The following is a 21694-nucleotide window of genomic DNA, read 5'->3' as shown; positions in this document are numbered from 1 at the left end:
AATGGCTTATTTAAAGATTAAAAATTTTAAAAAAGCTTATGGGGATAAAATTATTTTTGAAGATATTAATTTTAGTGCTAAAAAGGGTGAGTTTATAACCCTTTTGGGCCCAAGTGGCTGTGGAAAATCCACTCTTTTAAGGTGTATAGCAGGGCTTAGCCAAATTAATGGAGGAAAAATTTCTTTAAATGATAAAGATCTTACTAAATTAAGTCCTCAAAAAAGAAATATAGGTATGGTTTTTCAAAATTACGCTCTTTTTCCAAATCTTAACGTTTTTGAAAATGTAGCTTTTGGTTTAAAGATCAAAAAAATGGATAAAAAGGACATAGAAAAAAGAGTGAAAAAAATGTTAAAACTCGTCGAGCTTGAAGAATACGCTAAAACTTATCCACATAAGCTTTCAGGCGGACAAATGCAAAGAGTGGCTTTAGCAAGATCTTTGGTGACTAAACCTGATTTACTTTTGCTTGATGAGCCTTTATCGGCACTTGATGCTAAAATTCGTAAGCATTTAAGGGTGCAAATTAAAGAAATTCAAAAAGAACTTGAACTTACCACTATTTTTGTAACGCACGATCAAGAAGAAGCTTTAGAGTTATCCGATAGGATTATTTTAATGAATGAGGGTAAAATCATACAAAATTCCAACGCAAACAATCTTTATCTTTTGCCAGAATCTCATTTTGTGGCTAGCTTTATAGGAAATTACAATATTTTAAGCCCTAAAGAGCTTGATAGCTTGGGTTTAAAACACGATTTTAAAAAAGATATAGCCTTGCGTCCTGAAACCATAGAAATTTCTAACGAAGGCTTAGAGGCTAAGATCAAAGAAAAATCATTGCTAGGTAATATCATACGCTATAGGGTTAGAGTGCAAGAAATTGAATTTAAGGTAGATACTTTAAATTTTAGCACTCATAGTACTTATGAAGCAGGTGATAAAATCGCTTTAAAATTCAATCTTTCTTTAGCAAAAGAGTTAAAATGAAGCTTGTTTTATTTGATTTAGATGATACTTTAATACAAGGCGATAGTGCTAAACTTTGGCTTAAATTTTGTGTTGAAAAAGGTTTTTTACCTCAAGAATATTTAGAAAAAATCGTTTTTTATCAAAAACAATATCAAGAAAAAAAGCTTGATATGGATGAATTTATGACTTTTTTTCTTCAAAGTGTTAAGGGTAAAAATGAAGATAGAATTTCATCTTTAGTAGATGAATTTATAAAAATTTATATAAAACCTTATGAAAAAGCTAAAGAACTTATAATCAAATATCAAGATCAAAGGTGTATTATAATTTCAGCTACGGCTGAATTTTTAGTTAGAAAAATCGCCTCTTTTTTGGGAGTGAGAGAAAGCATAGCCATAAAATGCGAGCGTGTGGGTGATAAATTTAGTGGAAAAGCTTACGGGATTTATAGCTTTAAGGAAGGCAAGGTTTTAAGACTTAAGGAATATTTGAGTAAAGATTATGAAAAATGGATGAAAGATTCTTATTTTTTTAGTGATTCTATCAATGATTTACCTTTACTAGAGTCTGTTAGCAAAGCCTTTGTATGTAATGGCGATGAAAAAATTTTAAAAATTGCAAAAGAGAGAAAATATGAAATTTTAACTTTTTAAGCTATAAGCGTGAAAATTCACGCTTATTCTAATTCATATTTTTTAATTAAAGTATCATAAAATCCATCAGTTTTTGCTTCATCTATGCCTTTGTTAAATATTTCAATAATATCTTTTTGTTTATTTTTATCAAAAGCAAAACTAAAGCCTTCTCCTCCATCTGTTTCTTGGTAGAAACTTACCAATTCTGGATTTTCAGCTAAAAAACCTTTAGCAGTATCTTGATCAGCTACAATAGCATCGATTTTGTTGTTTTTTAGTGCTAAAACAGCTATGTTTAAATCTTTATTGCTTTGCACTTGTGCATTTTTGATAGCTTTTGCAGTATTTTCTTGTAAAGTTCCTAATTGAACTCCTATTTTTTTGCCTTCTAAATCATTTTTTGTTTGAAGAGAGTCGTTGTTTTTTAGCTTAAGATAAAGATTTTTACTCATATAGTAAGGTTTGGTAAAATCAACACTTTGTCTTCTTTCATCAGTTGCGCTCATAGCTGAAGCAATCATATCAATCTTACCTGATTTGAGAGCAGGAATCAATCCATCAAAATTGGTTTCAACCCAAACAATTTCAATACCATTTTTTTTAGCAATTTCTTCAATCAAATCAGTATCAAAACCCGTAAGTTTAGAATCTTGCTTAAAATTAAAAGGTTTATAATTTGGAGCAGTTCCAACCTTTAAAGTGAGTGTAGTATTAGCTTCATTGCTTGCATTATTTTCTGTTTTAGTGTTTTGGCAAGCCACCAAAAATAAGCCCGTGAAGGCAACTAAGAAAGCGGTTAAAAACTTTTTCATTGTTTTCCTTTATAGTAAAATTTTCTCTATGATTATATCAAAGTTAGCTAGCCAATTGGCAAAAAAATCTAGTTTTTAATTTTTTGCCAAAATTAATTAAAAAAATAATTTATTTAATCCTCCTTTAAGCTTAATTGGTTATACTTTCATTTCCTTTTTCAGAAAAGGACTTAAGATCTTTAAATTATAGTCTAAAGTTAACTAAAGTTAAATTAAGATTTTATAAACCCTATGTTTCTAGTTTTAAATTAATCTTTAATCCTAGCTAAAGCAATCTAAGTTTATAAAACTTTATTATTACTAAACTTTATTTACATATAATAAATGATTTTTTGTTTTTGTTCTTTAAAATTAATATTGTTATTTCAAATCTTATTAGTCAATCTTTGAAATCTAAATAAGTGATCGATTGAGCCAGAAGGATTTAGGCATAAGTAATTATGTAAAATCTATTCAATCTAAATATTTAAAGATTAAAAGTTTTTCTTTTTAATCTTCATTACTTTTTCTTTGAAGAAAAAGATTAAACTATCTATAATTTTTATGGAGAGTTTGATCCTGGCTCAGAGTGAACGCTGGCGGCGTGCCTAATACATGCAAGTCGAACGATGAAGCTTCTAGCTTGCTAGAAGTGGATTAGTGGCGCACGGGTGAGTAAGGTATAGTTAATCTGCCCTACACAAGAGGACAACAGTTGGAAACGACTGCTAATACTCTATACTCCTGCTTAACACAAGTTGAGTAGGGAAAGTTTTTCGGTGTAGGATGAGACTATATAGTATCAGCTAGTTGGTAAGGTAATGGCTTACCAAGGCTATGACGCTTAACTGGTCTGAGAGGATGATCAGTCACACTGGAACTGAGACACGGTCCAGACTCCTACGGGAGGCAGCAGTAGGGAATATTGCGCAATGGGGGAAACCCTGACGCAGCAACGCCGCGTGGAGGATGACACTTTTCGGAGCGTAAACTCCTTTTCTTAGGGAAGAATTCTGACGGTACCTAAGGAATAAGCACCGGCTAACTCCGTGCCAGCAGCCGCGGTAATACGGAGGGTGCAAGCGTTACTCGGAATCACTGGGCGTAAAGGGCGCGTAGGCGGATTATCAAGTCTCTTGTGAAATCTAATGGCTTAACCATTAAACTGCTTGGGAAACTGATAGTCTAGAGTGAGGGAGAGGCAGATGGAATTGGTGGTGTAGGGGTAAAATCCGTAGATATCACCAAGAATACCCATTGCGAAGGCGATCTGCTGGAACTCAACTGACGCTAAGGCGCGAAAGCGTGGGGAGCAAACAGGATTAGATACCCTGGTAGTCCACGCCCTAAACGATGTACACTAGTTGTTGGGGTGCTAGTCATCTCAGTAATGCAGCTAACGCATTAAGTGTACCGCCTGGGGAGTACGGTCGCAAGATTAAAACTCAAAGGAATAGACGGGGACCCGCACAAGCGGTGGAGCATGTGGTTTAATTCGAAGATACGCGAAGAACCTTACCTGGGCTTGATATCCTAAGAACCTTTTAGAGATAAGAGGGTGCTAGCTTGCTAGAACTTAGAGACAGGTGCTGCACGGCTGTCGTCAGCTCGTGTCGTGAGATGTTGGGTTAAGTCCCGCAACGAGCGCAACCCACGTATTTAGTTGCTAACGGTTCGGCCGAGCACTCTAAATAGACTGCCTTCGTAAGGAGGAGGAAGGTGTGGACGACGTCAAGTCATCATGGCCCTTATGCCCAGGGCGACACACGTGCTACAATGGCATATACAATGAGACGCAATACCGCGAGGTGGAGCAAATCTATAAAATATGTCCCAGTTCGGATTGTTCTCTGCAACTCGAGAGCATGAAGCCGGAATCGCTAGTAATCGTAGATCAGCCATGCTACGGTGAATACGTTCCCGGGTCTTGTACTCACCGCCCGTCACACCATGGGAGTTGATTTCACTCGAAGCCGGAATACTAAACTAGTTACCGTCCACAGTGGAATCAGCGACTGGGGTGAAGTCGTAACAAGGTAACCGTAGGAGAACCTGCGGTTGGATCACCTCCTTTCTAGAGTACAAAGTAATAAGTCTCACAACTATTACTTCATTATAAACTCAATTGATTCTTGTTTAGATTTCAAAGATTGATGATAAAGCTAATTGTTTATGGGGAATTAGCTCAGCTGGGAGAGCGCCTGCTTTGCACGCAGGAGGTCAGCGGTTCGATCCCGCTATTCTCCACCATTTATTAAGGGCCTATAGCTCAGCTGGTTAGAGTGCACCCCTGATAAGGGTGAGGTCACAAGTTCAAGTCTTGTTAGGCCCACCATAGAAGTATCAATCTTAAAAAGATAAAAACAAGATTTGAAATCAAGCTTTAAAATCTAAAGCAAGTATATATTTATAAATATACTTTATATACCATATACTTCCTTTAGGTTTTAAACCTAAATGTTCTTTATAATTATCATTGTTAAGAGTCACAAGCAAGTTTTAATAAAAACAATTTTACAGGACTTGTTAAAGGATAAAACTCAATTATCTTTTCTTTGGTTTTATTTATATCTTTTAACTATCTTTATTTTTTATAATAAAGAGAATATTAGATCTAAAATTTTAAATTAAAGATAAGTTTCAAACTCACGACTTAGTTTAGATATTTTTAGTATTTATATTAAGTGTTTGAATGCTTTCCGTCTTAAGATAATGAAGTCTTATCGTAAAAACTTTAACAAGGAAGTGATGCGTTTTAGAATCAATAATAAAAGGTAGAAGTTAGATTATATCTAACTTTTATGCATATTCTTAGCAGAAGAAGCAAGAAAGACTATTAGTCTTTAACTTACTTTATCAGCCTAATATCTTTTAGGTTGGCGGGGTAGGTCTTTAGCTTGCTTCTTAGTCAAGGCTTTGCCTTGACGCTAAAGAAGGTAAAAAAGGTAAGCTACTAAGAGCGAATGGTGGATGCCTTGACTGGTAAAGGCGATGAAGGACGTACTAGACTGCGATAAGCTACGGGGAGCTGTCAAGAAGCTTTGATCCGTAGATTTCCGAATGGGGCAACCCAATGTATAGAGATATACATTACCTATATAGGAGCGAACGAGGGGAATTGAAACATCTTAGTACCCTCAGGAAAAGAAATCAATAGAGATTGCGTCAGTAGCGGCGAGCGAAAGCGCAAGAGGGCAAACCCAGTGCTTGCACTGGGGGTTGTAGGACTGCAATGTGCAAGAGGTGAGTTTAGCAGAACATTCTGGAAAGTATAGCCATAGAGGGTGATAGTCCCGTATGCGAAAAACAAACCTTAGCTAGCAGTATCCTGAGTAGGGCGGGACACGAGAAATCCTGTCTGAAGCTGGGTCGACCACGATCCAACCCTAAATACTAATACCAGATCGATAGTGCACAAGTACCGTGAGGGAAAGGTGAAAAGAACTGAGGTGATCAGAGTGAAATAGAACCTGAAACCATTTGCTTACAATCATTCAGAGCCCTATGTAGCAATACAGGGTGATGGACTGCCTTTTGCATAATGAGCCTGCGAGTTGTGGTGTCTGGCAAGGTTAAGCAAACGCGAAGCCGTAGCGAAAGCGAGTCTGAATAGGGCGCTTAGTCAGATGCTGCAGACCCGAAACGAAGTGATCTATCCATGAGCAAGTTGAAGCTAGTGTAAGAACTAGTGGAGGACTGAACCCATAGGCGTTGAAAAGCCCCGGGATGACTTGTGGATAGGGGTGAAAGGCCAATCAAACTTCGTGATAGCTGGTTCTCTCCGAAATATATTTAGGTATAGCGTTGTGTCGTAATATAAGGGGGTAGAGCACTGAATGGGCTAGGGCATACACCAATGTACCAAACCCTATCAAACTCCGAATACCTTATATGTAATCACAGCAGTCAGGCGGCGAGTGATAAAATCCGTCGTCAAGAGGGAAACAACCCAGACTACCAGCTAAGGTCCCTAAATCTTACTTAAGTGGAAAACGATGTGAAGTTACTTAAACAACCAGGAGGTTGGCTTAGAAGCAGCCATCCTTTAAAGAAAGCGTAATAGCTCACTGGTCTAGTGATTTTGCGCGGAAAATATAACGGGGCTAAAGTAAGTACCGAAGCTGTAGACTTGCGCACAACTTAGATTATTTAAGTTTAGAATATGAGAAACTAAGTTATATGTTTAGTTATATTTTTACTGATTTTTATAGAGTAAAGATAGAAATAAAACTTAGTAAAATCAGTAAAAATATTCTTAGACTAAAGTTAAGTAGTTTAAGTTGTGTGCAAGTGGTAGGAGAGCGTTCTATTTGCGTCGAAGGTATACCGGTAAGGAGTGCTGGAGCGAATAGAAGTGAGCATGCAGGCATGAGTAGCGATAATTAATGTGAGAATCATTAACGCCGTAAACCCAAGGTTTCCTACGCGATGCTCGTCATCGTAGGGTTAGTCGGGTCCTAAGTCGAGTCCGAAAGGGGTAGACGATGGCAAATTGGTTAATATTCCAATACCAACATTAGTGTGCGATGGAAGGACGCTTAGGGCTAAGGGGGCTAGCGGATGGAAGTGCTAGTCTAAGGTCGTAGGAGGTTATACAGGCAAATCCGTATAACAATACTCCGAGAACTGAAAGGCTTTTTGAAGTCTTCGGATGGATAGAAGAACCCCTGATGCCGTCGAGCCAAGAAAAGTTTCTAAGTTTAGCTAATGTTGCCCGTACCGTAAACCGACACAGGTGGGTGGGATGAGTATTCTAAGGCGCGTGGAAGAACTCTCTTTAAGGAACTCTGCAAAATAGCACCGTATCTTCGGTATAAGGTGTGGTTCGCTTCGTATTAGGATTTACTCCGAAAGCGAAGAAACTTACAACAAAGAGTCCCTCCCGACTGTTTACCAAAAACACAGCACTCTGCTAACTCGTAAGAGGATGTATAGGGTGTGACGCCTGCCCGGTGCTCGAAGGTTAATTGATGGGGTTAGCATTAGCGAAGCTCTTGATCGAAGCCCGAGTAAACGGCGGCCGTAACTATAACGGTCCTAAGGTAGCGAAATTCCTTGTCGGTTAAATACCGACCTGCATGAATGGCGTAACGAGATGGGAGCTGTCTCAAAGAGGGATCCAGTGAAATTGTAGTGGAGGTGAAAATTCCTCCTACCCGCGGCAAGACGGAAAGACCCCGTGGACCTTTACTACAGCTTGACACTGCTATTTGGATAAGAATGTGCAGGATAGGTGGGAGGCTTTGAGTATATGACGCCAGTTGTATATGAGCCATTGTTGAGATACCACTCTTTCTTATTTGGGTAGCTAACCAGCTTGAGTTATCCTCAAGTGGGACAATGTCTGGTGGGTAGTTTGACTGGGGCGGTCGCCTCCCAAATAATAACGGAGGCTTACAAAGGTTGGCTCAGAACGGTTGGAAATCGTTCGTAGAGTATAAAGGTATAAGCCAGCTTAACTGCAAGACATACAAGTCAAGCAGAGACGAAAGTCGGTCTTAGTGATCCGGTGGTTCTGTGTGGAAGGGCCATCGCTCAAAGGATAAAAGGTACCCCGGGGATAACAGGCTGATCTCCCCCAAGAGCTCACATCGACGGGGAGGTTTGGCACCTCGATGTCGGCTCATCGCATCCTGGGGCTGGAGCAGGTCCCAAGGGTATGGCTGTTCGCCATTTAAAGCGGTACGCGAGCTGGGTTCAGAACGTCGTGAGACAGTTCGGTCCCTATCTGCCGTGGGCGTAAGAAGATTGAAGAGATTTGACCCTAGTACGAGAGGACCGGGTTGAACAAACCACTGGTGTAGCTGTTGTTCTGCCAAGAGCATCGCAGCGTAGCTAAGTTTGGAAAGGATAAACGCTGAAAGCATCTAAGCGTGAAGCCAACTCTAAGATGAATCTTCTCTAAGCTCTCTAGAAGACTACTAGTTTGATAGGCTGGGTGTGTAATGGATGAAAGTCCTTTAGCTGACCAGTACTAATAGAGCGTTTGGCTTATCTTTAATAAAGCATCACTTCCTTGTTAAGGTTTTTAAGAAGACTTTGAATATAGATAATATTTAGAGTTTAATAGAAATCTTTCAAGTAGAGTTTGTATTAGAACTTGCTCTTAACATTGTTTTTTAAGTATTCTAAAATAAAAACTTATCAAAGAGAGTAAAGATTTGATTCATTGATAAGATGAAAGATAAGATTTAAAAGATAAAAGTAAAAATTAAAAAACAAAAAAAGAAAAATAAAAAAGAATAGAAGAAAAGCAAAAAAATAAAACAATAGAATAAAAAATAAAAGCTTTATTCTTAAGTTAAATCTTTCAAAGAATATTTAAATAACAATGTCCGTGATTATACAGATGTGGAAACGCCTTGCTCCATCCCGAACCAAGAAGCTAAGCACATCGTGGGTGATGATACTACGCCTTACTGGCAGGGGGAAAGTAGCTCATTGCGGACTTGTTAATTCTACTTTATCTTATTCTTATAGATTTAAAATCTTAGTTTTTATATGTCAATCGTTGTTTTTATATTTAATTATTTTTTTATGTTTATTAAATCTATTATTGTATTAATTATTTTTTTATTGATTGAATTTGTTTTTATGCCAATTAAATATGTTTTTGTATTCATTGTTCTTTTATGTTTATGTTTATGTTTAATTGGCTTGGATTGATTTATGCTTTTGTTCTAATTGTATTTAATCAGCTTAGAATGCTTTGTATAATGCTTTTACTTATCTACAACTTATTATTTTTATATTCAATCATTAGTTTAATTGATTTATGCTTTTGTTGGTTTTAAATACTTTATTAGTCATTGCTTGATTAGTTTATTAATTTATTTAATTTAATCAGTTAGGTTATATTCATTGGTTTGTTTGATTAATTAGTTTGAAGTTTAATTAGCTTGGGTTGATTTAATTTGTAGTTTTATATTTAAATTGATTGGTTGGGTTGTCAGCTTAAGCTATGGTTGTTTATTAGTTTGGTTGTTTGAGTTGTTTAGTTTATATGTTTTTATATCTCAATTATTCTTTTTATTTATTAAATCTTTTGTATCAATAATTAATCTTTATGTTTACTTGTATAGGTTTATTTATTCAATCTATTTTTATGTGTCAATTGTTCTTTATATGTCTAGTTTATATTTTATTATGTAGCTTGGGTTTGTTCAATAATTGGGTTGGATTTTTAATCACTCAAGTTTATTTTATAGTGTTTATTGAGGTTTTATGGTTGGGGGTTGTTTATGATGAAATAAATATTGCTGTAAATACATGCAAGGGTTTAGTGTTGTCTAAAAAAAGATTATTTGCTTTAAATTTATCTTTTTTATTCAATAAAACTCTCACTTCTTAAGTGGGAGATGAATTGCTTACAGTGTTAGTTGTACGGCTCTAGTTAGGTTATTTGACATAATCAGTAATTTTTTATAGAATACCTATGCGGAATAATGCTAGAAACTCTTAAAAAATATGCAGAAAATCAAGGCATAGAAGATAATTACCCTAAAAAAATATATAACCAAAAAGAAAAAAAGCCCTAATGGAACAAAGCAATGCAAATAACCAAAGGTTTTAAATATAGAATTCTACCTAAACAAAGAACAACAAAAGCTTATTAATCATCAATGTTTCATCTATATCAAGCCTATAATATTTGTTTAAATTTACAGCAAGAGCAGTGGGATAAAAATAAGAATTTAGATAAAAAAGATAGGAGTTATTTAAAGGCAAGTAAGATAGATAATCAATAAAACTAGCCTTATAAAAGCAAGAGAATTAAGCTATAAAAGTGTTGTAACCCAACAAGCAAGGATTAATCTTCTCGTGCCTTAGAGCAAGCAATTAGAGATAAAAACAAAGGCTTTCCCAAATTTAAAAACTCTAAATTTGCAAAGCAAAGCTTTAATTGGAATAATCAAGCCTACAAAATCAAAGATAGTGATACTACTAAGTTTAAGATATTTAGACTTATGAATACATTTTTTAAAATGCGTTATCACAGAGATTTACCAAATACTTATAAGTTTAATCAAATCACTATTATCAAAAATCACAATAAATACTATTTAGCTTTTAGTATCATTTATGATGAATCAAATATTTCTTTAATATCTAGCAAAGATTTTGATATTAAAAAAGCAGTTGACATTGATTTAAATATCAATGAGATTACCTTAAGCAGTGGAGAGTTAATAGCTACTAACTCAAAGCTACTTAGTAGAGCTGAATATGATTTAGCATTTAAAAGATTGCAAAGAAAACAAAGTAGGAGAATATTAAAAACAAAAAAGGAGAAAACAAAGTTAAGCCATAATTTCAAAAAAACACAATTAAAATTAAATAAAATCTATGAAAAAAGTTCAAATATCAAAAAGGATAGTTATCACAAGATAACTTCAAAACTCATACAAGAATTTGACTTGCTAGCAGTCGAAGATTTGCAAATTAAGAATATGTCTAAAAGAGCTAAATTAAAGAATATAAAAGCTAAAAGTGGTTTAAATAAATCTATTCTTAATATTTCATTCTATCAATTCTCTCAATATCTAGAGTATAAAGCAAAGCATAATGGTAAATTCTTTATAAAAGTCAATCCACAATATACAAGCAAAACTTGTAGTGTATGTGGAAATATCAAAAAAAATCTTATGTTTAAAGATAGAGTGTATCTTTGTGAAAAATGTGGCAACACTTTACATAGAGATATTAATGCTGCAAATAATATCTTAAAGCGTGGATTAAAGTCGTTTGGGTTAGGAATTAGCCTTGAGGACTATAAACTCAAAGCCTTTCGAATTAGCTAATACTAGTTAGCTTTAGCTAGGAAGCTTCTACTTCTAAGCGTTAGCAAAGCTGGAGTGATTTGCATTAAAAATAGAGTATATTGTGAAAGATTTAGCTTAATTTATATACCAATGGTATTTTTATATGAAAAGTTTTTTCATATTGTGGAAATTTTTTAGAAGCTATGCGTATAGTTTCTAAAGCACTTTTATTTAGAAAATCATATTTTGAAGGTTTAAGTATTTTTAAATTTTCTAATTTCTTTTCTTTTGTCCAGGTAAATTCTACAAGAACCTCCCCACTCATACGCATTTTTCTAGCTTGTCTAGGGTAGATTAGGGCTTCATCGATTGCTGATTTTATTTCTTTTAAAAATTCACTATTGCTAGTTAAAGATACGCTTTGGTAAGAGCTGGCTTGTGGAGTTTGTTGCTGCATGATTGGTTGCTGCATGTTTGTATCTTTTTTGGGTTGACTTATTGCCTTTGCATTTGCTGGAGGGATTATTTTTTTAGGTTTAGCGATAGGTTTTTCTTTTCTCGGTTTTATTTTTTTTATTTCTTGCACAGGTTCTTTGGGTTGCACATTCGAAGGCTCTTGTATAGTTTGTGTGGGTTGTGTCGGTTTCATATCGGAGGAATTTTGTACAAAATGTTTGATTGCCATATTAAATTTATTTTCTTTAATAGTTTCATTGGGTTGTATGTGTAAAAAATCTTTAGAATAAAGAAAAACAAAAAATAAAGGTGTAAAAACAAATAAAGTGATAAAAGAAGATTGGTTTTTATGATTGCTTATAAATGTTTTCATCTTTTACTCCGTTATGATTTTATTTTTTGATTTAAATATCTTTATTTCTTAAACACATTCTATGGTAAATTGTTTAAAAAGATAAATTTTGAAACAAATTTCACAGAGAAAAATAACAATCAAATAATCAAGCTTGTATCTAAAAGATATTTAATTTTTGCTATTTACTTCTCTAAAAAAACTTATATTTTTAAGAATTATAGCAAGAAAAAATAAATTTTTAATTAATACTAATTATCACAATTGATACAAAATTTATCTTAAATTAATAATTATTATCATAATATTCTGATTTCTAATTAATATTTAACAAAAGGAGAAAAATGAAGAAATTATGTCTATCGGTTTGTGCCATTGGCCTTTTGGCTTCTAATGCTATATCGCAAAATGTAGAGCTAGACAGTTCGATCATTAGTGCTTCTGGATTTGCTCAAGATATTAAAGAAGCTCCTGCTACTATCAATGTTATTAGTAAAAAAGAATTACAAAGTAAGCCTTATAGAGATGTTGCAGAGGCTATCGCAGATATTCCAGGCGTTGATTTATATGCTAGCAAGGGAAAAACAGGTTCTTATAATATCACTATGAGGGGTATTACTGGATATACTTTGGTTTTGATTGATGGGCGTCGTCAGGGTATTGGCGGAGAGGTGGGCCCTAATGGTTTTAATGAAATTTCAAATTCTTTCTTACCTCCGATTTCTAGTATAGAAAGGATAGAAGTTATAAAAGGTCCTATGAGTACTTTATATGGCTCTGAAGCTTTAGGCGGGGTGGTAAATATCATTACCAAAAAAGTAAGTGATAAATGGGAAACTTCTGTAAGTTTGGATGCTCTTTTAAATGAAAATAAAGATTGGGGTAATACTTATGGAACGAGTATTTATTCTAGTGGTCCTTTGATGAATGACAAATTGGGTCTAACACTTCGATTTAGAGAATTTTACAGACAGCAATCTAATGTTGAATTTACAAATGGAAGTGGACAAAGAGTTCAAGGGGATCAAGCTCAAAGTCCTACAAAGGCAAATAATTTCAACATAGGAACAAGAATTAGTTATTTAGCTAATGATTATAATACTTTTATATTTGATATAGATTTTTCAAGAAATCATTACGATAATAAACAAGGTCAATTAGGAACTATTACAAGTCCAGGTAGAACACCAGGTAGCTTAACGGGTGGTTATGCAGATATTATGGAAGTTGATAAATTTGTGACTTATTTAAGTCATGAGGGTGTTTATGAAAATTTTTCTATCACTTCTGGTTTGCAATATAATAGAGTGAGCAATGATGGCCGCGAAGTCGTAGGGCAATCTACACAGCCGTTTTTGGGAGAAAATAGAGATATAGTCGCAGAAGATATTATCTTAGATACTAAGTCTGTTATTCCTCTAGGACAAAGTCATATTTTAAGCGTAGGCGGTGAATATAGGCTTGAAAAAATGCAAGATAAAATAGCTAGTCCTACTAATTTTGATCAGTATTTATTGGCAATTTTTGCAGAGGATGAGTATAGTATAAAAGATGATTTAAGACTTACTTTTGGAGCAAGATATAATCATCATGAAATTTTTGGAAACAATGTTTCGCCAAGAGCTTATGTGGTTTATAATCCTACTAATGAGCTTACTTTAAAAGGCGGTGTATCTACAGGCTTTAGAACCCCTTATGCAAACCGTTTGATAAATGGAACTTACAGTTATAGTGGCCAAGGCAGATTTCCTACATATGGAAATCCTGATTTAAAAGAAGAGACATCTTTAAACTATGAAATAGCAGCTATTTACAATAATGATTTATTTTATGTTTCAGCAACAGGTTTTTTAACGAATTTTAAAGATAAAATTTCAAGTCAAAGTTATAATAATAGCGAACCAATCCCAGGTATTGGCACTTGTGATGCTGATAGATGTTCTAGAGCAATCAATCATGGCAAGGTTGAATACAAAGGTGTAGAACTTGGAGCAGGGATAAGCCCTCTTGATAATTTAAATGTAAATTTTGCTTATACTTATCTTGATACTGAAGTTAAAGAAGCACAAGATAGAAGTGTGATAGGTAAACCTGAACAAGATAGTTTAAAACACAATATCATGTTAAAAACCGAATACAGCTTCTATAATAAATTCACTCCTTGGATAAAAGGCGAGTGGCAAATAGATCGCTATATGGGTGATACTAATATCAATAGAGAATATTACAAGGATATCTTTTTAGCTTCCATGGGTGTGCGTTATGATATCAACAAACAATGGAGTATCAATGCAGCTATTTATAATCTTTTTGACAAAAGCTTTACAAATGGCTGGGAATCTTATGCAAGTGGGAGTGGTAGCACTTGGGTAAATACCTATAACCGCATAGAAGAAGGAAGAAGAATGTATATTTCTATCAATGGTAACTTTTAAGCTTTGATAGAAGAACCAAAGAGCTTTCAAAGGCTTCTTTGGTTTTTTATTTTAATATCTTATACCTTTAAAAAACTAGACAATCAATTCAATTTAAAATTTTCATCTTATTTTTATCATTGCATTTTCAATCTTAAAAGATAGCTTATCCTTATAAAAAAGTAACTAACAAAACTTTAGTCATATTGACTAAATAAAATTAAGTATATTTTTTTATATTTATACTTGACAAAATAACACTCAATGTTGTATAATATATCTAGCAATCAAAAAATAGAGTGCTAGATATGAAGGAAAATATGATGAAAAGTCGAGATAAAAAGGATTTGATTTTAGAGTCTATTATTCAAACTTATCTTTTGGATAATGCACCTATTGGTTCTAATGAATTAAATTCAAACCTTTGCATACCTGCTTCGACTATACGCGTTTATCTTAAAAGACTTAGCGATGAGGGTTTGATCACTCAGCTTCATATAAGTAGCGGTAGAATTCCTACTATTTTAACGATGCAAAATTATTGGCAAAATTTTTGGGAAAAAGAGCAAGATAAAAACATTCATATCAAAAATGAAAGCTTTTTAAAGGAACTAAGCAAGGAATTTGAAATTTATTGTCTTGTTTATGGAGGTAGAAGTTTAGTACTTAAAGAAGTACTTGATCTAAATGCTAAGTTTATAGTACTTGATTTTAAAGAAGAAGAGCTCGTTTTAAAATATGAAAAAGAAGCGTGGAATTTTTTACAAAGTCTTATAGGACTTGATCTTTCTAGTATAGAAAAAATAGCTTTGAGAGTTCATTTTATAGATCTTGTAGAAAAAATAGCTAGCTTAAGACAAAATTTGATTTGCTATAGAAGCAATGAAGAAAGAGCTTATCAAATTTATCAAAATGATGAATTTGTTAAGCTCTTAGATTGTCAAATTCACCGTCATTTTAAAGAAAGTCTTGAATTTGAACCCTTATTTAAAGAGGGTTTTATGGGGCTTAAGGTGGATGCGCAGTTTTTGGGCGAGGATGTAAATATTATCTTAGCAGGTAGTGTTTATACGGATTATAAAAAGATATTACAATACATAAAGGAGGCGGCATGAGCGAACAAAAGCAAGAAATTGAAAATGAAAACGCAGAAAATTCTGAACATTTGCAAGATGAGAATTTGCAAAATATCGAAGATGTTGAGCAAAACAAATTGCAAAAAGACTATGATGAATTAAAAGACAAATATATGCGTGCAAACGCTGAATTTGAAAATATTAAAAAAAGAATGGAAAAAGAAAAGCTAAGTGCTATGGCTTATGCAAATGAAAGCTTTGCAAAGGATTTGCTTGATGTTTTAGATGCTTTAGAAGCAGCTATCAATGTCGAATGCCAAGATGAAATTAGCTTAAAAATCAAAGAAGGAGTGCAAAACACTTTAGATTTATTTCTTAAAAAACTTGAAAAACATGGAGTGGCTCTTATCAAAGATGAAAAAGAGTTTGATCCTAATTTACACGAAGCGATGTTTCATGTAGATAGTGAAAATCATCAAAGTGGTGAAGTGGTTCAAGTGCTTCAAAAAGGTTATAAAATAGCCGATCGCGTGATCCGCCCAACCAAAGTTAGTGTAGCAAAATAAATTTTAATAAAAAGGATAAAAAATGAGTAAAGTTATAGGTATAGATTTAGGAACAACCAATTCTTGTGTTGCTGTGTATGAACGCGGCGAGAGTAAAGTAATCCCAAACAAAGAAGGAAAAAACACAACTCCTTCAGTAGTTGCTTTTACAGATAAAGGTGAAGTTTTAGTAGGCGATAGCGCAAAACGCCAAGCGGTAACAAACCCTGAAAAAACTATTTATTCTATCAAAAGAATTATGGGTTTGATGATCAATGAAGATGCGGCTAAAGAAGCCAAAAATAGACTTCCTTACCACATCACCGAAAGAAATGGTGCATGCGCGATAGAAATCGCAGGTAAAATTTACACCCCACAAGAAATTTCAGCAAAAGTTTTGATGAAATTAAAAGAAGATGCAGAAGCTTTTTTGGGTGAAAGTGTTACTGATGCGGTGATTACTGTGCCTGCGTATTTTAATGATGCACAAAGAAAAGCAACGAAAGAAGCAGGGACTATCGCAGGACTTAATGTATTAAGAATTATCAACGAGCCTACTTCAGCAGCTTTAGCTTATGGGCTTGATAAAAAAGATAGTGAAAAAATCGTAGTTTACGATCTAGGTGGGGGAACCTTTGATGTTACCGTGCTTGAAACAGGGGATAATGTAGTAGAAGTTTTAGCAACAGGTGGTAATGCTTTCTTAGGTGGTGATGATTTTGATAACAAGCTTATCGATTTTCTAGCAAGTGAATTTAAAGATGAAACAGGTATAGATCTTAAAAATGATGTTATGGCTTTACAACGCTTAAAAGAAGCTGCAGAAAATGCTAAAAAAGAGCTAAGTTCAGCTAATGAAACAGAGATTAATTTACCATTTATCACAGCTGATGCGAGTGGCCCAAAACACTTGGTTAAAAAACTTACTAGAGCTAAATTTGAAGGTATGATTGATTCTTTAGTAGCTGAAACTATCACTAAGATCAATGAAGTGGTAAAAGATGCAGGGCTTGATAAAAATGAAATTAAAGAAATCGTTATGGTAGGGGGTTCTACTCGTGTTCCTTTAGTGCAAGAAGAGGTTAAAAAAGCTTTTGGAAAAGAACTTAACAAATCTGTAAATCCTGATGAAGTTGTGGCTATCGGTGCGGCGATTCAAGGTGCAGTTATAAAAGGTGATGTAAAAGATGTACTTTTACTTGATGTAACTCCACTTTCTTTAGGTATCGAAACTTTAGGCGGTGTGATGACTAAAATCATCGAAAAAGGTACAACTATACCAACCAAAAAAGAGCAAGTTTTCTCAACTGCAGAAGACAATCAAAGTGCTGTAACTATCAATGTTTTACAAGGGGAAAGAGAATTTAGTCGTGATAATAAATCTTTAGGAAATTTCAACCTTGAAGGAATTCCACCAGCACCACGCGGTATGCCACAAATCGAAGTAACTTTTGACATCGATGCAAATGGTATTTTAACTGTTTCTGCAAAAGATAAAGCAACAGGTAAAGCACAAGAGATCAAAATCACAGGTTCAAGTGGACTTAGCGAGGAAGAGATTAATAACATGGTAAAAGATGCTGAACTTCACAAAGAAGAAGACAAAAAACGCAAAGAAGCTGTAGATGCTAGAAATGCAGCTGATAGCTTGGCGCATCAAGTGGAAAAATCTCTAAATGAGCTTGGAGAAAAAGTAGCTGATAGCGATAAAGAAAATATCCAAAAAGCTCTTGATGATTTGCGTGAGACTTTGAAAAATCAAAATGCAAGTAAAGAAGAAATCGAAGCTAAAATGAAAGCTTTAAGCGAGGTTTCTCATAAATTGGCTGAAAATATGTATAAAAAAGATGAGCCAAATGCAGCAAATGATAAAAAGAAAAAAGACGATGATGTAATCGACGCTGAAGTCGAATAAAACTCTCTAAGATCTTTAATCAAGCCTTTTTAAAAGGCTTGAAAATTTTATAAAAATTTTCAAGAGATGATAAAATCTCTAAAATATAATTCTTTAATCAGCTTATTGCCTAATTTTTCATTAATTTTTTTAACCAATTCTCTTTGAAGTTCTAGTTTGAAATTAGAGAATTCAATTTCTTGTATTTCTTTTGCTAGAATGGTTTGAATAATAGTATCTCTAATAACGGGTGAAATTTTTGTAAAATCTTCTAAAGAAATTTCTTTTATTAATTCTAAATCAATGGTGCAGTGTGTATATTTTTGTCTGCCAGCTTGTGGTAAGTTAAGAATAAAAGGATCTAATGAATAAAAATAATTTGTATGAAAGTGTTATATGAAAAATTTTCTTGTCTTATGCTTTTGGAGGGCTTGTTAAGTAAAAAAAGGTAATAAATATAATACAAGATAAAATGCATGCAAATAAAAAAATAATTAATACTTCTAGTGGTTTTAGTATTCTTTTTTTTGACATTTTCTTCTTTTGGAATAAAATGTAAATTGTTTGGATTATTTTTAAAATTAACAATACTTTGTTTAAGTCTTGCTAGATCGTAACGAATAAGATTTGTTACGATATTTAAATCCATGGCTACTATTATGTGCTGCAATATTTCTACTTTTTGAGAGTCTTTTCATATCTTCTTCACAAAAAATTACCATAACTTCAGCATCTGCACTATCTTGGATATTTTTTATCGTTTCTTTAATGTTGATTAGTGACATGAAAATAGCTTTTTGTTTGATTTCATTTTTTAAAGCTTGCATAAGCTCGCCTTTGGTTTGTTTAAATATAAAATCAATTTCTTGAAGTATTTTGTCTAGTTTATATAAATTTTATTTTTACATCATTTTATCCAATATTTGATTTGGACATTTTAACACAAGTAAACCAAAAACTTGTGTAAAATAAAATTAATCTAAAAATTTCTTGGATATAATTTTAATAAACATAAAAAAGGAAAAAATTGAATTTGTCATTTAAAACCTTTGATCTTTCGAGTAAAGAACGCCAAAAAGCTAAAAAAGTGCAGGGTAAAAAATATGAAATTTTTCTTAATGAAAATCCCCAAACACATAATGCTTTTAAAGTGTCTTTTAGGGAAGTTTTGAGGTATTATTATCTTTACCCTAAAAATGCTAAGGCGACTTTTAAACTTCCTTTTTTTAAGCCAAATTTAAAGTATGTTCGTACTCCGCACATCACTTGGCTTGGACATTCATCGCTTTTTGTGAGTTATAAAAACTATAAAATTTTAATCGATCCTATCTTTAACACTCACGCTTCACCTTTTTCTTTTATTAATAAAGCTTTTAAAAATGCACCTGTTTATAATGCCAATGATTTTGATGAAATTTTTGCCGTGATTATCACTCATTCTCATTTTGATCATTTAGATGAAAAAAGCGTGAAAACTTTAAAAGATAGGGCTAAATTTTTTATCGCGCCTTTAAAAGTAGGAAATTATCTAAAAAGTTATGGAGTGAGTGAGAAAAAAATCATAGAGCTTGATTGGTGGAGTGGGGTGGAATTTGATGATTTAAGGATTGTTGCAACGCCTGCGCAGCATAGTTCAAGCAGGGGCGATGGGTTAAATAAAACTCTTTGGGCTTCTTTTGTGATGGAATTTTTAAGCGCGGACAAAAGGGTGTTTTTTAGTGGCGATGGAGGATATTTTACACATTTTAAAAAAATCGGGGCTTATTTTGGTGGTTTTGATTTAGTTTGTCTTGAAAGCGGTCAATTTAATGCCGCTTGGCCTTTTTCGCATTCTTTTCCTGATCAAATTTTAAAAGAAGCAAAAGATTTGAATGCAAAAGCTTTAATGCCTATACATTGGGGAAGGTTTTTAGCAGGAACTCATGCGTGGAATGGAGTGGTAGAATATCTTTATGAGAATTCAAATTTGCCTTTGATTACACCAAAAATGGGCGAAGCTTATGAGGTGGGAAGTGAGTTTGAGCAAGATTTTTGGTGGAAAGAAGGATAAAATTAACACAAGTTTATAGTCTGTGTTTTGATTTTTGTTACAATCTTATAAAATTAAAAAGGAGATTTTATGAAAATCACTCAATGGAATAAAGCGGATTTTAGCCCCAAAGAAGTAAAAATCAATGTTTTAATCGATGATGAGCACAGCAAGGAAATTCAAATTTTACTTGCTAAAGATAGCGTGATGAAAGAGCATAAAGCACCCTTTGCTATCCGCGTGCAAGTTTTAAGTGGTAAAATTTGGTTTGAAGTAGAAAATGAGAAATTTGAATTCAATACTTTAGATATGATAAGCTTAGAAGCAAATGTGCCTCATTCTTTAGGAGGATTAGAAGATTCTGTGATAAGACTTAGTTTAAATAAACTAGATAAAGTCCAAAGAGTAAATGCAGTGCTTAAAAAACCTTGATTTTTTGGTTTTATTTTGAAATTTGGGTTTGAGAAAGTTTAAATTTGGGTCATTTGAATTTTATTTGATTGCCTAACAAAGTTAGCAATTCTAGGTTTTAAACCTAGAATTATTTATAATTTTTAATAAAATTTGCTATTCTTTCTATGCCTTTTTTGATAAGTTCATCGCTTGTAGCATAAGAAAGTCTAAAATATCCATCCATGCCAAAACCGATACCTGGAACTACAGCAACTTTTTCTTGTTCTAGTAATTTTTGGCAAAATTTCATAGAATCTTTTTCAATTTTTTGAGTATTTACAAAAAGATAAAAAGCTCCTTCAGGCTTATAGACGCTAATATTTGGAATTTGATGAAGCATATTTAAGGCTAAATCGCGACGCTTTTCAAAAGCTTGACGCATTTTTTCTATATCCTCATCACATTCTCCATTTAAGGCAGGTATGGCAGCGTGCTGAGTGATAGAGCAGATATTTGAAGTGCTTTGGCCTTGAAGTCTTTTAACAGCTGAAATCAAGGCTTTGTTTTTACTTGCCATATAGCCAAAACGCCATCCAGGCATAGCACCGCATTTACTAAGTCCATTGATGGTCACAGTGCGATTTAAAGCATCTTCGCTTACACTTGCAAAAGCTACAAATTCAAAGCCATCGTAGCGAAGTTTTTCATACATTTCATCACTTAATACGATAATCTTTGTACCCTCTAAAACCTTAGCAATACTTAAAAGCTCTTCTTTGTTGTAGATAGAGCCTACAGGATTTGAAGGAGAATTAAGCATTAAAATTTTAGTTTTAGGAGTGATGGCTTTTTTAAGCTGCTCTGCGTTGATTTTAAAGCCATTTTCTTCTAAACCCTCGATAAATACAGGCTTTCCACCTGCAAATTTAACCATTTCAGGATAGCTCACCCAATAAGGACTAGGAATGATGACTTCATCGCCTTCTTCAACTAGACATTCTATACATTCAAAAAGAGAATGCTTTGCCCCTACATTTGTAATAATTTCACTTGTTTCATAGCTAAGATTATTGTCTTTTTTGAGTTTGTTTTGAATAGCTTTTAATACATCAGCAATTCCTGCAACAGCAGTGTATTTACCACAACCCTTTTCTATGGCAGCAATAGCTGCATTTTTGATGGTTTGCGGGGTGTCAAAATCAGGCTCACCTGCGGAGAAGCTGATCACATCTTCACCCTTAGCTTTTAACTCGTTAGCAAGCGCAGTGATTGCTAGAGTGATGGATTCTTCTAAAACTTGTGATCTTTGGGTTAACATCTGTTGTCCTTTTGAATTTTTTGTCTAATTTTAGCAAAAAAACACACTTATGCAGT

General features: G+C 33.7%; 13 protein-coding genes, 2 tRNA genes, 3 rRNA genes and 1 pseudogene. 15 read left to right on the top strand and 4 right to left on the bottom strand.

Going from position 1 to position 21694, the window contains the following annotated elements:
* The first annotated feature begins 1 nt into the window (after window position 1).
* Both FOC43_RS03960 and FOC43_RS03955 read left to right on the top strand, forming a co-directional pair.
* Window positions 2-991, top strand: coding sequence for an ABC transporter ATP-binding protein (locus tag FOC43_RS03960; protein WP_002776579.1), 990 nt, complete (start codon window positions 2-4; stop codon window positions 989-991).
* Window positions 988-1626, top strand: coding sequence for an HAD family hydrolase (locus FOC43_RS03955; protein ID WP_002776581.1), 639 nt, complete (start codon window positions 988-990; stop codon window positions 1624-1626). The genes FOC43_RS03960 and FOC43_RS03955 overlap by 4 nt, the downstream gene beginning before the upstream one ends.
* A 23-nt stretch (window positions 1627-1649) precedes the next feature.
* On the opposite strand, the gene FOC43_RS03950 is transcribed toward FOC43_RS03955, so the two are convergent.
* Window positions 1650-2420 carry a basic amino acid ABC transporter substrate-binding protein gene (locus FOC43_RS03950; protein WP_002776584.1) on the bottom strand — a complete coding sequence of 257 codons (771 nt, stop codon included), beginning with the start codon at window positions 2418-2420 and terminating at the stop codon, window positions 1650-1652.
* A 540-nt stretch (window positions 2421-2960) separates the two neighbouring features.
* Between FOC43_RS03950 and FOC43_RS03945 the strand changes: the two genes are divergently transcribed.
* From FOC43_RS03945 to FOC43_RS03910, 7 genes are all read left to right on the top strand, one after another.
* A 16S ribosomal RNA gene (locus FOC43_RS03945) occupies window positions 2961-4473 on the top strand.
* 100 nt (window positions 4474-4573) lie between these two features.
* Window positions 4574-4649, top strand: a tRNA-Ala gene (locus FOC43_RS03940).
* An 8-nt stretch (window positions 4650-4657) separates the two neighbouring features.
* Window positions 4658-4734: transfer RNA gene (locus tag FOC43_RS03935), tRNA-Ile, on the top strand.
* Window positions 4735-5342: 608 nt separating this feature from the next.
* Window positions 5343-8398: ribosomal RNA gene (locus FOC43_RS03930) — 23S ribosomal RNA — on the top strand.
* 334 nt (window positions 8399-8732) lie between these two features.
* Window positions 8733-8849: ribosomal RNA gene (rrf, locus tag FOC43_RS03925) — 5S ribosomal RNA — on the top strand.
* The 16S, 23S and 5S rRNA genes sit together here with 2 tRNA genes alongside, the layout of an rRNA operon.
* 995 nt (window positions 8850-9844) lie before the next feature.
* The gene (locus tag FOC43_RS03915; RefSeq protein ID WP_002776614.1) at window positions 9845-9937 is read left to right on the top strand and encodes a hypothetical protein; all 93 of its coding nucleotides are present in this window, start codon (window positions 9845-9847) and stop codon (window positions 9935-9937) included.
* A gap of 300 nt (window positions 9938-10237) precedes the next feature.
* Window positions 10238-11200 carry an RNA-guided endonuclease InsQ/TnpB family protein gene (locus tag FOC43_RS03910; RefSeq protein ID WP_228344171.1) on the top strand — a complete coding sequence of 321 codons (963 nt, stop codon included), beginning with the start codon at window positions 10238-10240 and terminating at the stop codon, window positions 11198-11200.
* Window positions 11201-11291: 91 nt separating this feature from the next.
* Here FOC43_RS03910 and FOC43_RS03905 read toward each other — a convergent pair whose 3' ends face one another.
* Complete coding sequence (locus FOC43_RS03905; protein ID WP_002776622.1) at window positions 11292-11990, bottom strand: TonB family protein; 699 nt, start codon at window positions 11988-11990, stop codon at window positions 11292-11294.
* Between the two features lie 323 nt (window positions 11991-12313).
* On the opposite strand from FOC43_RS03905, the gene cfrA reads away from it, so the two are divergent.
* The 4 genes from cfrA (at window position 12314) to dnaK (ending at window position 17919) form a co-directional block, all read left to right on the top strand.
* Window positions 12314-14404 (top strand): TonB-dependent ferric enterobactin receptor CfrA, encoded by a 2091-nt coding sequence (gene cfrA, locus FOC43_RS03900; protein WP_002784415.1) that lies wholly within the window; start codon window positions 12314-12316, stop codon window positions 14402-14404.
* A 299-nt stretch (window positions 14405-14703) separates the two neighbouring features.
* Window positions 14704-15498 (top strand): HrcA family transcriptional regulator, encoded by a 795-nt coding sequence (locus FOC43_RS03895; RefSeq protein ID WP_023890725.1) that lies wholly within the window; start codon window positions 14704-14706, stop codon window positions 15496-15498.
* Window positions 15495-16025 carry a nucleotide exchange factor GrpE gene (gene grpE, locus FOC43_RS03890; RefSeq protein WP_002776629.1) on the top strand — a complete coding sequence of 177 codons (531 nt, stop codon included), beginning with the start codon at window positions 15495-15497 and terminating at the stop codon, window positions 16023-16025. The genes FOC43_RS03895 and grpE overlap by 4 nt, the downstream gene beginning before the upstream one ends.
* Before the next feature lie 22 nt (window positions 16026-16047).
* Window positions 16048-17919, top strand: coding sequence for a molecular chaperone DnaK (gene dnaK, locus FOC43_RS03885; protein WP_002776631.1), 1872 nt, complete (start codon window positions 16048-16050; stop codon window positions 17917-17919).
* 59 nt (window positions 17920-17978) lie between these two features.
* Here dnaK and FOC43_RS03880 read toward each other — a convergent pair.
* Window positions 17979-18725: pseudogene (locus FOC43_RS03880) on the bottom strand (flagellar basal body-associated FliL family protein).
* A 200-nt stretch (window positions 18726-18925) separates the two neighbouring features.
* Here FOC43_RS03880 and FOC43_RS03875 point away from each other — a divergent pair.
* Complete coding sequence (locus FOC43_RS03875; RefSeq protein WP_002776637.1) at window positions 18926-19948, top strand: MBL fold metallo-hydrolase; 1023 nt, start codon at window positions 18926-18928, stop codon at window positions 19946-19948.
* Window positions 19949-20017: 69 nt separating this feature from the next.
* Window positions 20018-20359: a cupin domain-containing protein gene (locus FOC43_RS03870; protein WP_002776640.1), complete on the top strand. Its 342-nt coding sequence runs from the start codon at window positions 20018-20020 to the stop codon at window positions 20357-20359.
* A gap of 109 nt (window positions 20360-20468) precedes the next feature.
* Here FOC43_RS03870 and FOC43_RS03865 read toward each other — a convergent pair whose 3' ends face one another.
* Window positions 20469-21638, bottom strand: a complete 1170-nt coding sequence (locus tag FOC43_RS03865; protein ID WP_002780059.1) for a pyridoxal phosphate-dependent aminotransferase — start codon at window positions 21636-21638, stop codon at window positions 20469-20471.
* Between the last annotated feature and the right edge of the window lie 56 nt (window positions 21639-21694).

This window comes from Campylobacter coli (genome assembly GCF_009730395.1).
Classification (GTDB): domain Bacteria; phylum Campylobacterota; class Campylobacteria; order Campylobacterales; family Campylobacteraceae; genus Campylobacter_D; species Campylobacter_D coli.
This window is presented reverse-complemented; position numbering and strand designations above follow the sequence as displayed.

What these genes read in the sequence shown, in the direction of transcription:
- grpE (WP_002776629.1), top strand. Translation starts at nt 15,495, where the DNA reads ATGAGCGAACAAAAGCAAGAAATTGAAAATGAAAACGCAGAAAATTCT.
- FOC43_RS03960 (WP_002776579.1), top strand. Translation starts at nt 2, where the DNA reads ATGGCTTATTTAAAGATTAAAAATTTTAAAAAAGCTTATGGGGATAAA.
- FOC43_RS03865 (WP_002780059.1), bottom strand. Translation starts at nt 21,638, where the DNA reads ATGTTAACCCAAAGATCACAAGTTTTAGAAGAATCCATCACTCTAGCA.
- FOC43_RS03915 (WP_002776614.1), top strand. Translation starts at nt 9,845, where the DNA reads ATGCTAGAAACTCTTAAAAAATATGCAGAAAATCAAGGCATAGAAGAT.
- FOC43_RS03905 (WP_002776622.1), bottom strand. Translation starts at nt 11,990, where the DNA reads ATGAAAACATTTATAAGCAATCATAAAAACCAATCTTCTTTTATCACT.
- dnaK (WP_002776631.1), top strand. Translation starts at nt 16,048, where the DNA reads ATGAGTAAAGTTATAGGTATAGATTTAGGAACAACCAATTCTTGTGTT.
- cfrA (WP_002784415.1), top strand. Translation starts at nt 12,314, where the DNA reads ATGAAGAAATTATGTCTATCGGTTTGTGCCATTGGCCTTTTGGCTTCT.
- FOC43_RS03955 (WP_002776581.1), top strand. Translation starts at nt 988, where the DNA reads ATGAAGCTTGTTTTATTTGATTTAGATGATACTTTAATACAAGGCGAT.
- FOC43_RS03950 (WP_002776584.1), bottom strand. Translation starts at nt 2,420, where the DNA reads ATGAAAAAGTTTTTAACCGCTTTCTTAGTTGCCTTCACGGGCTTATTT.
- FOC43_RS03870 (WP_002776640.1), top strand. Translation starts at nt 20,018, where the DNA reads ATGAAAATCACTCAATGGAATAAAGCGGATTTTAGCCCCAAAGAAGTA.
- FOC43_RS03895 (WP_023890725.1), top strand. Translation starts at nt 14,704, where the DNA reads ATGATGAAAAGTCGAGATAAAAAGGATTTGATTTTAGAGTCTATTATT.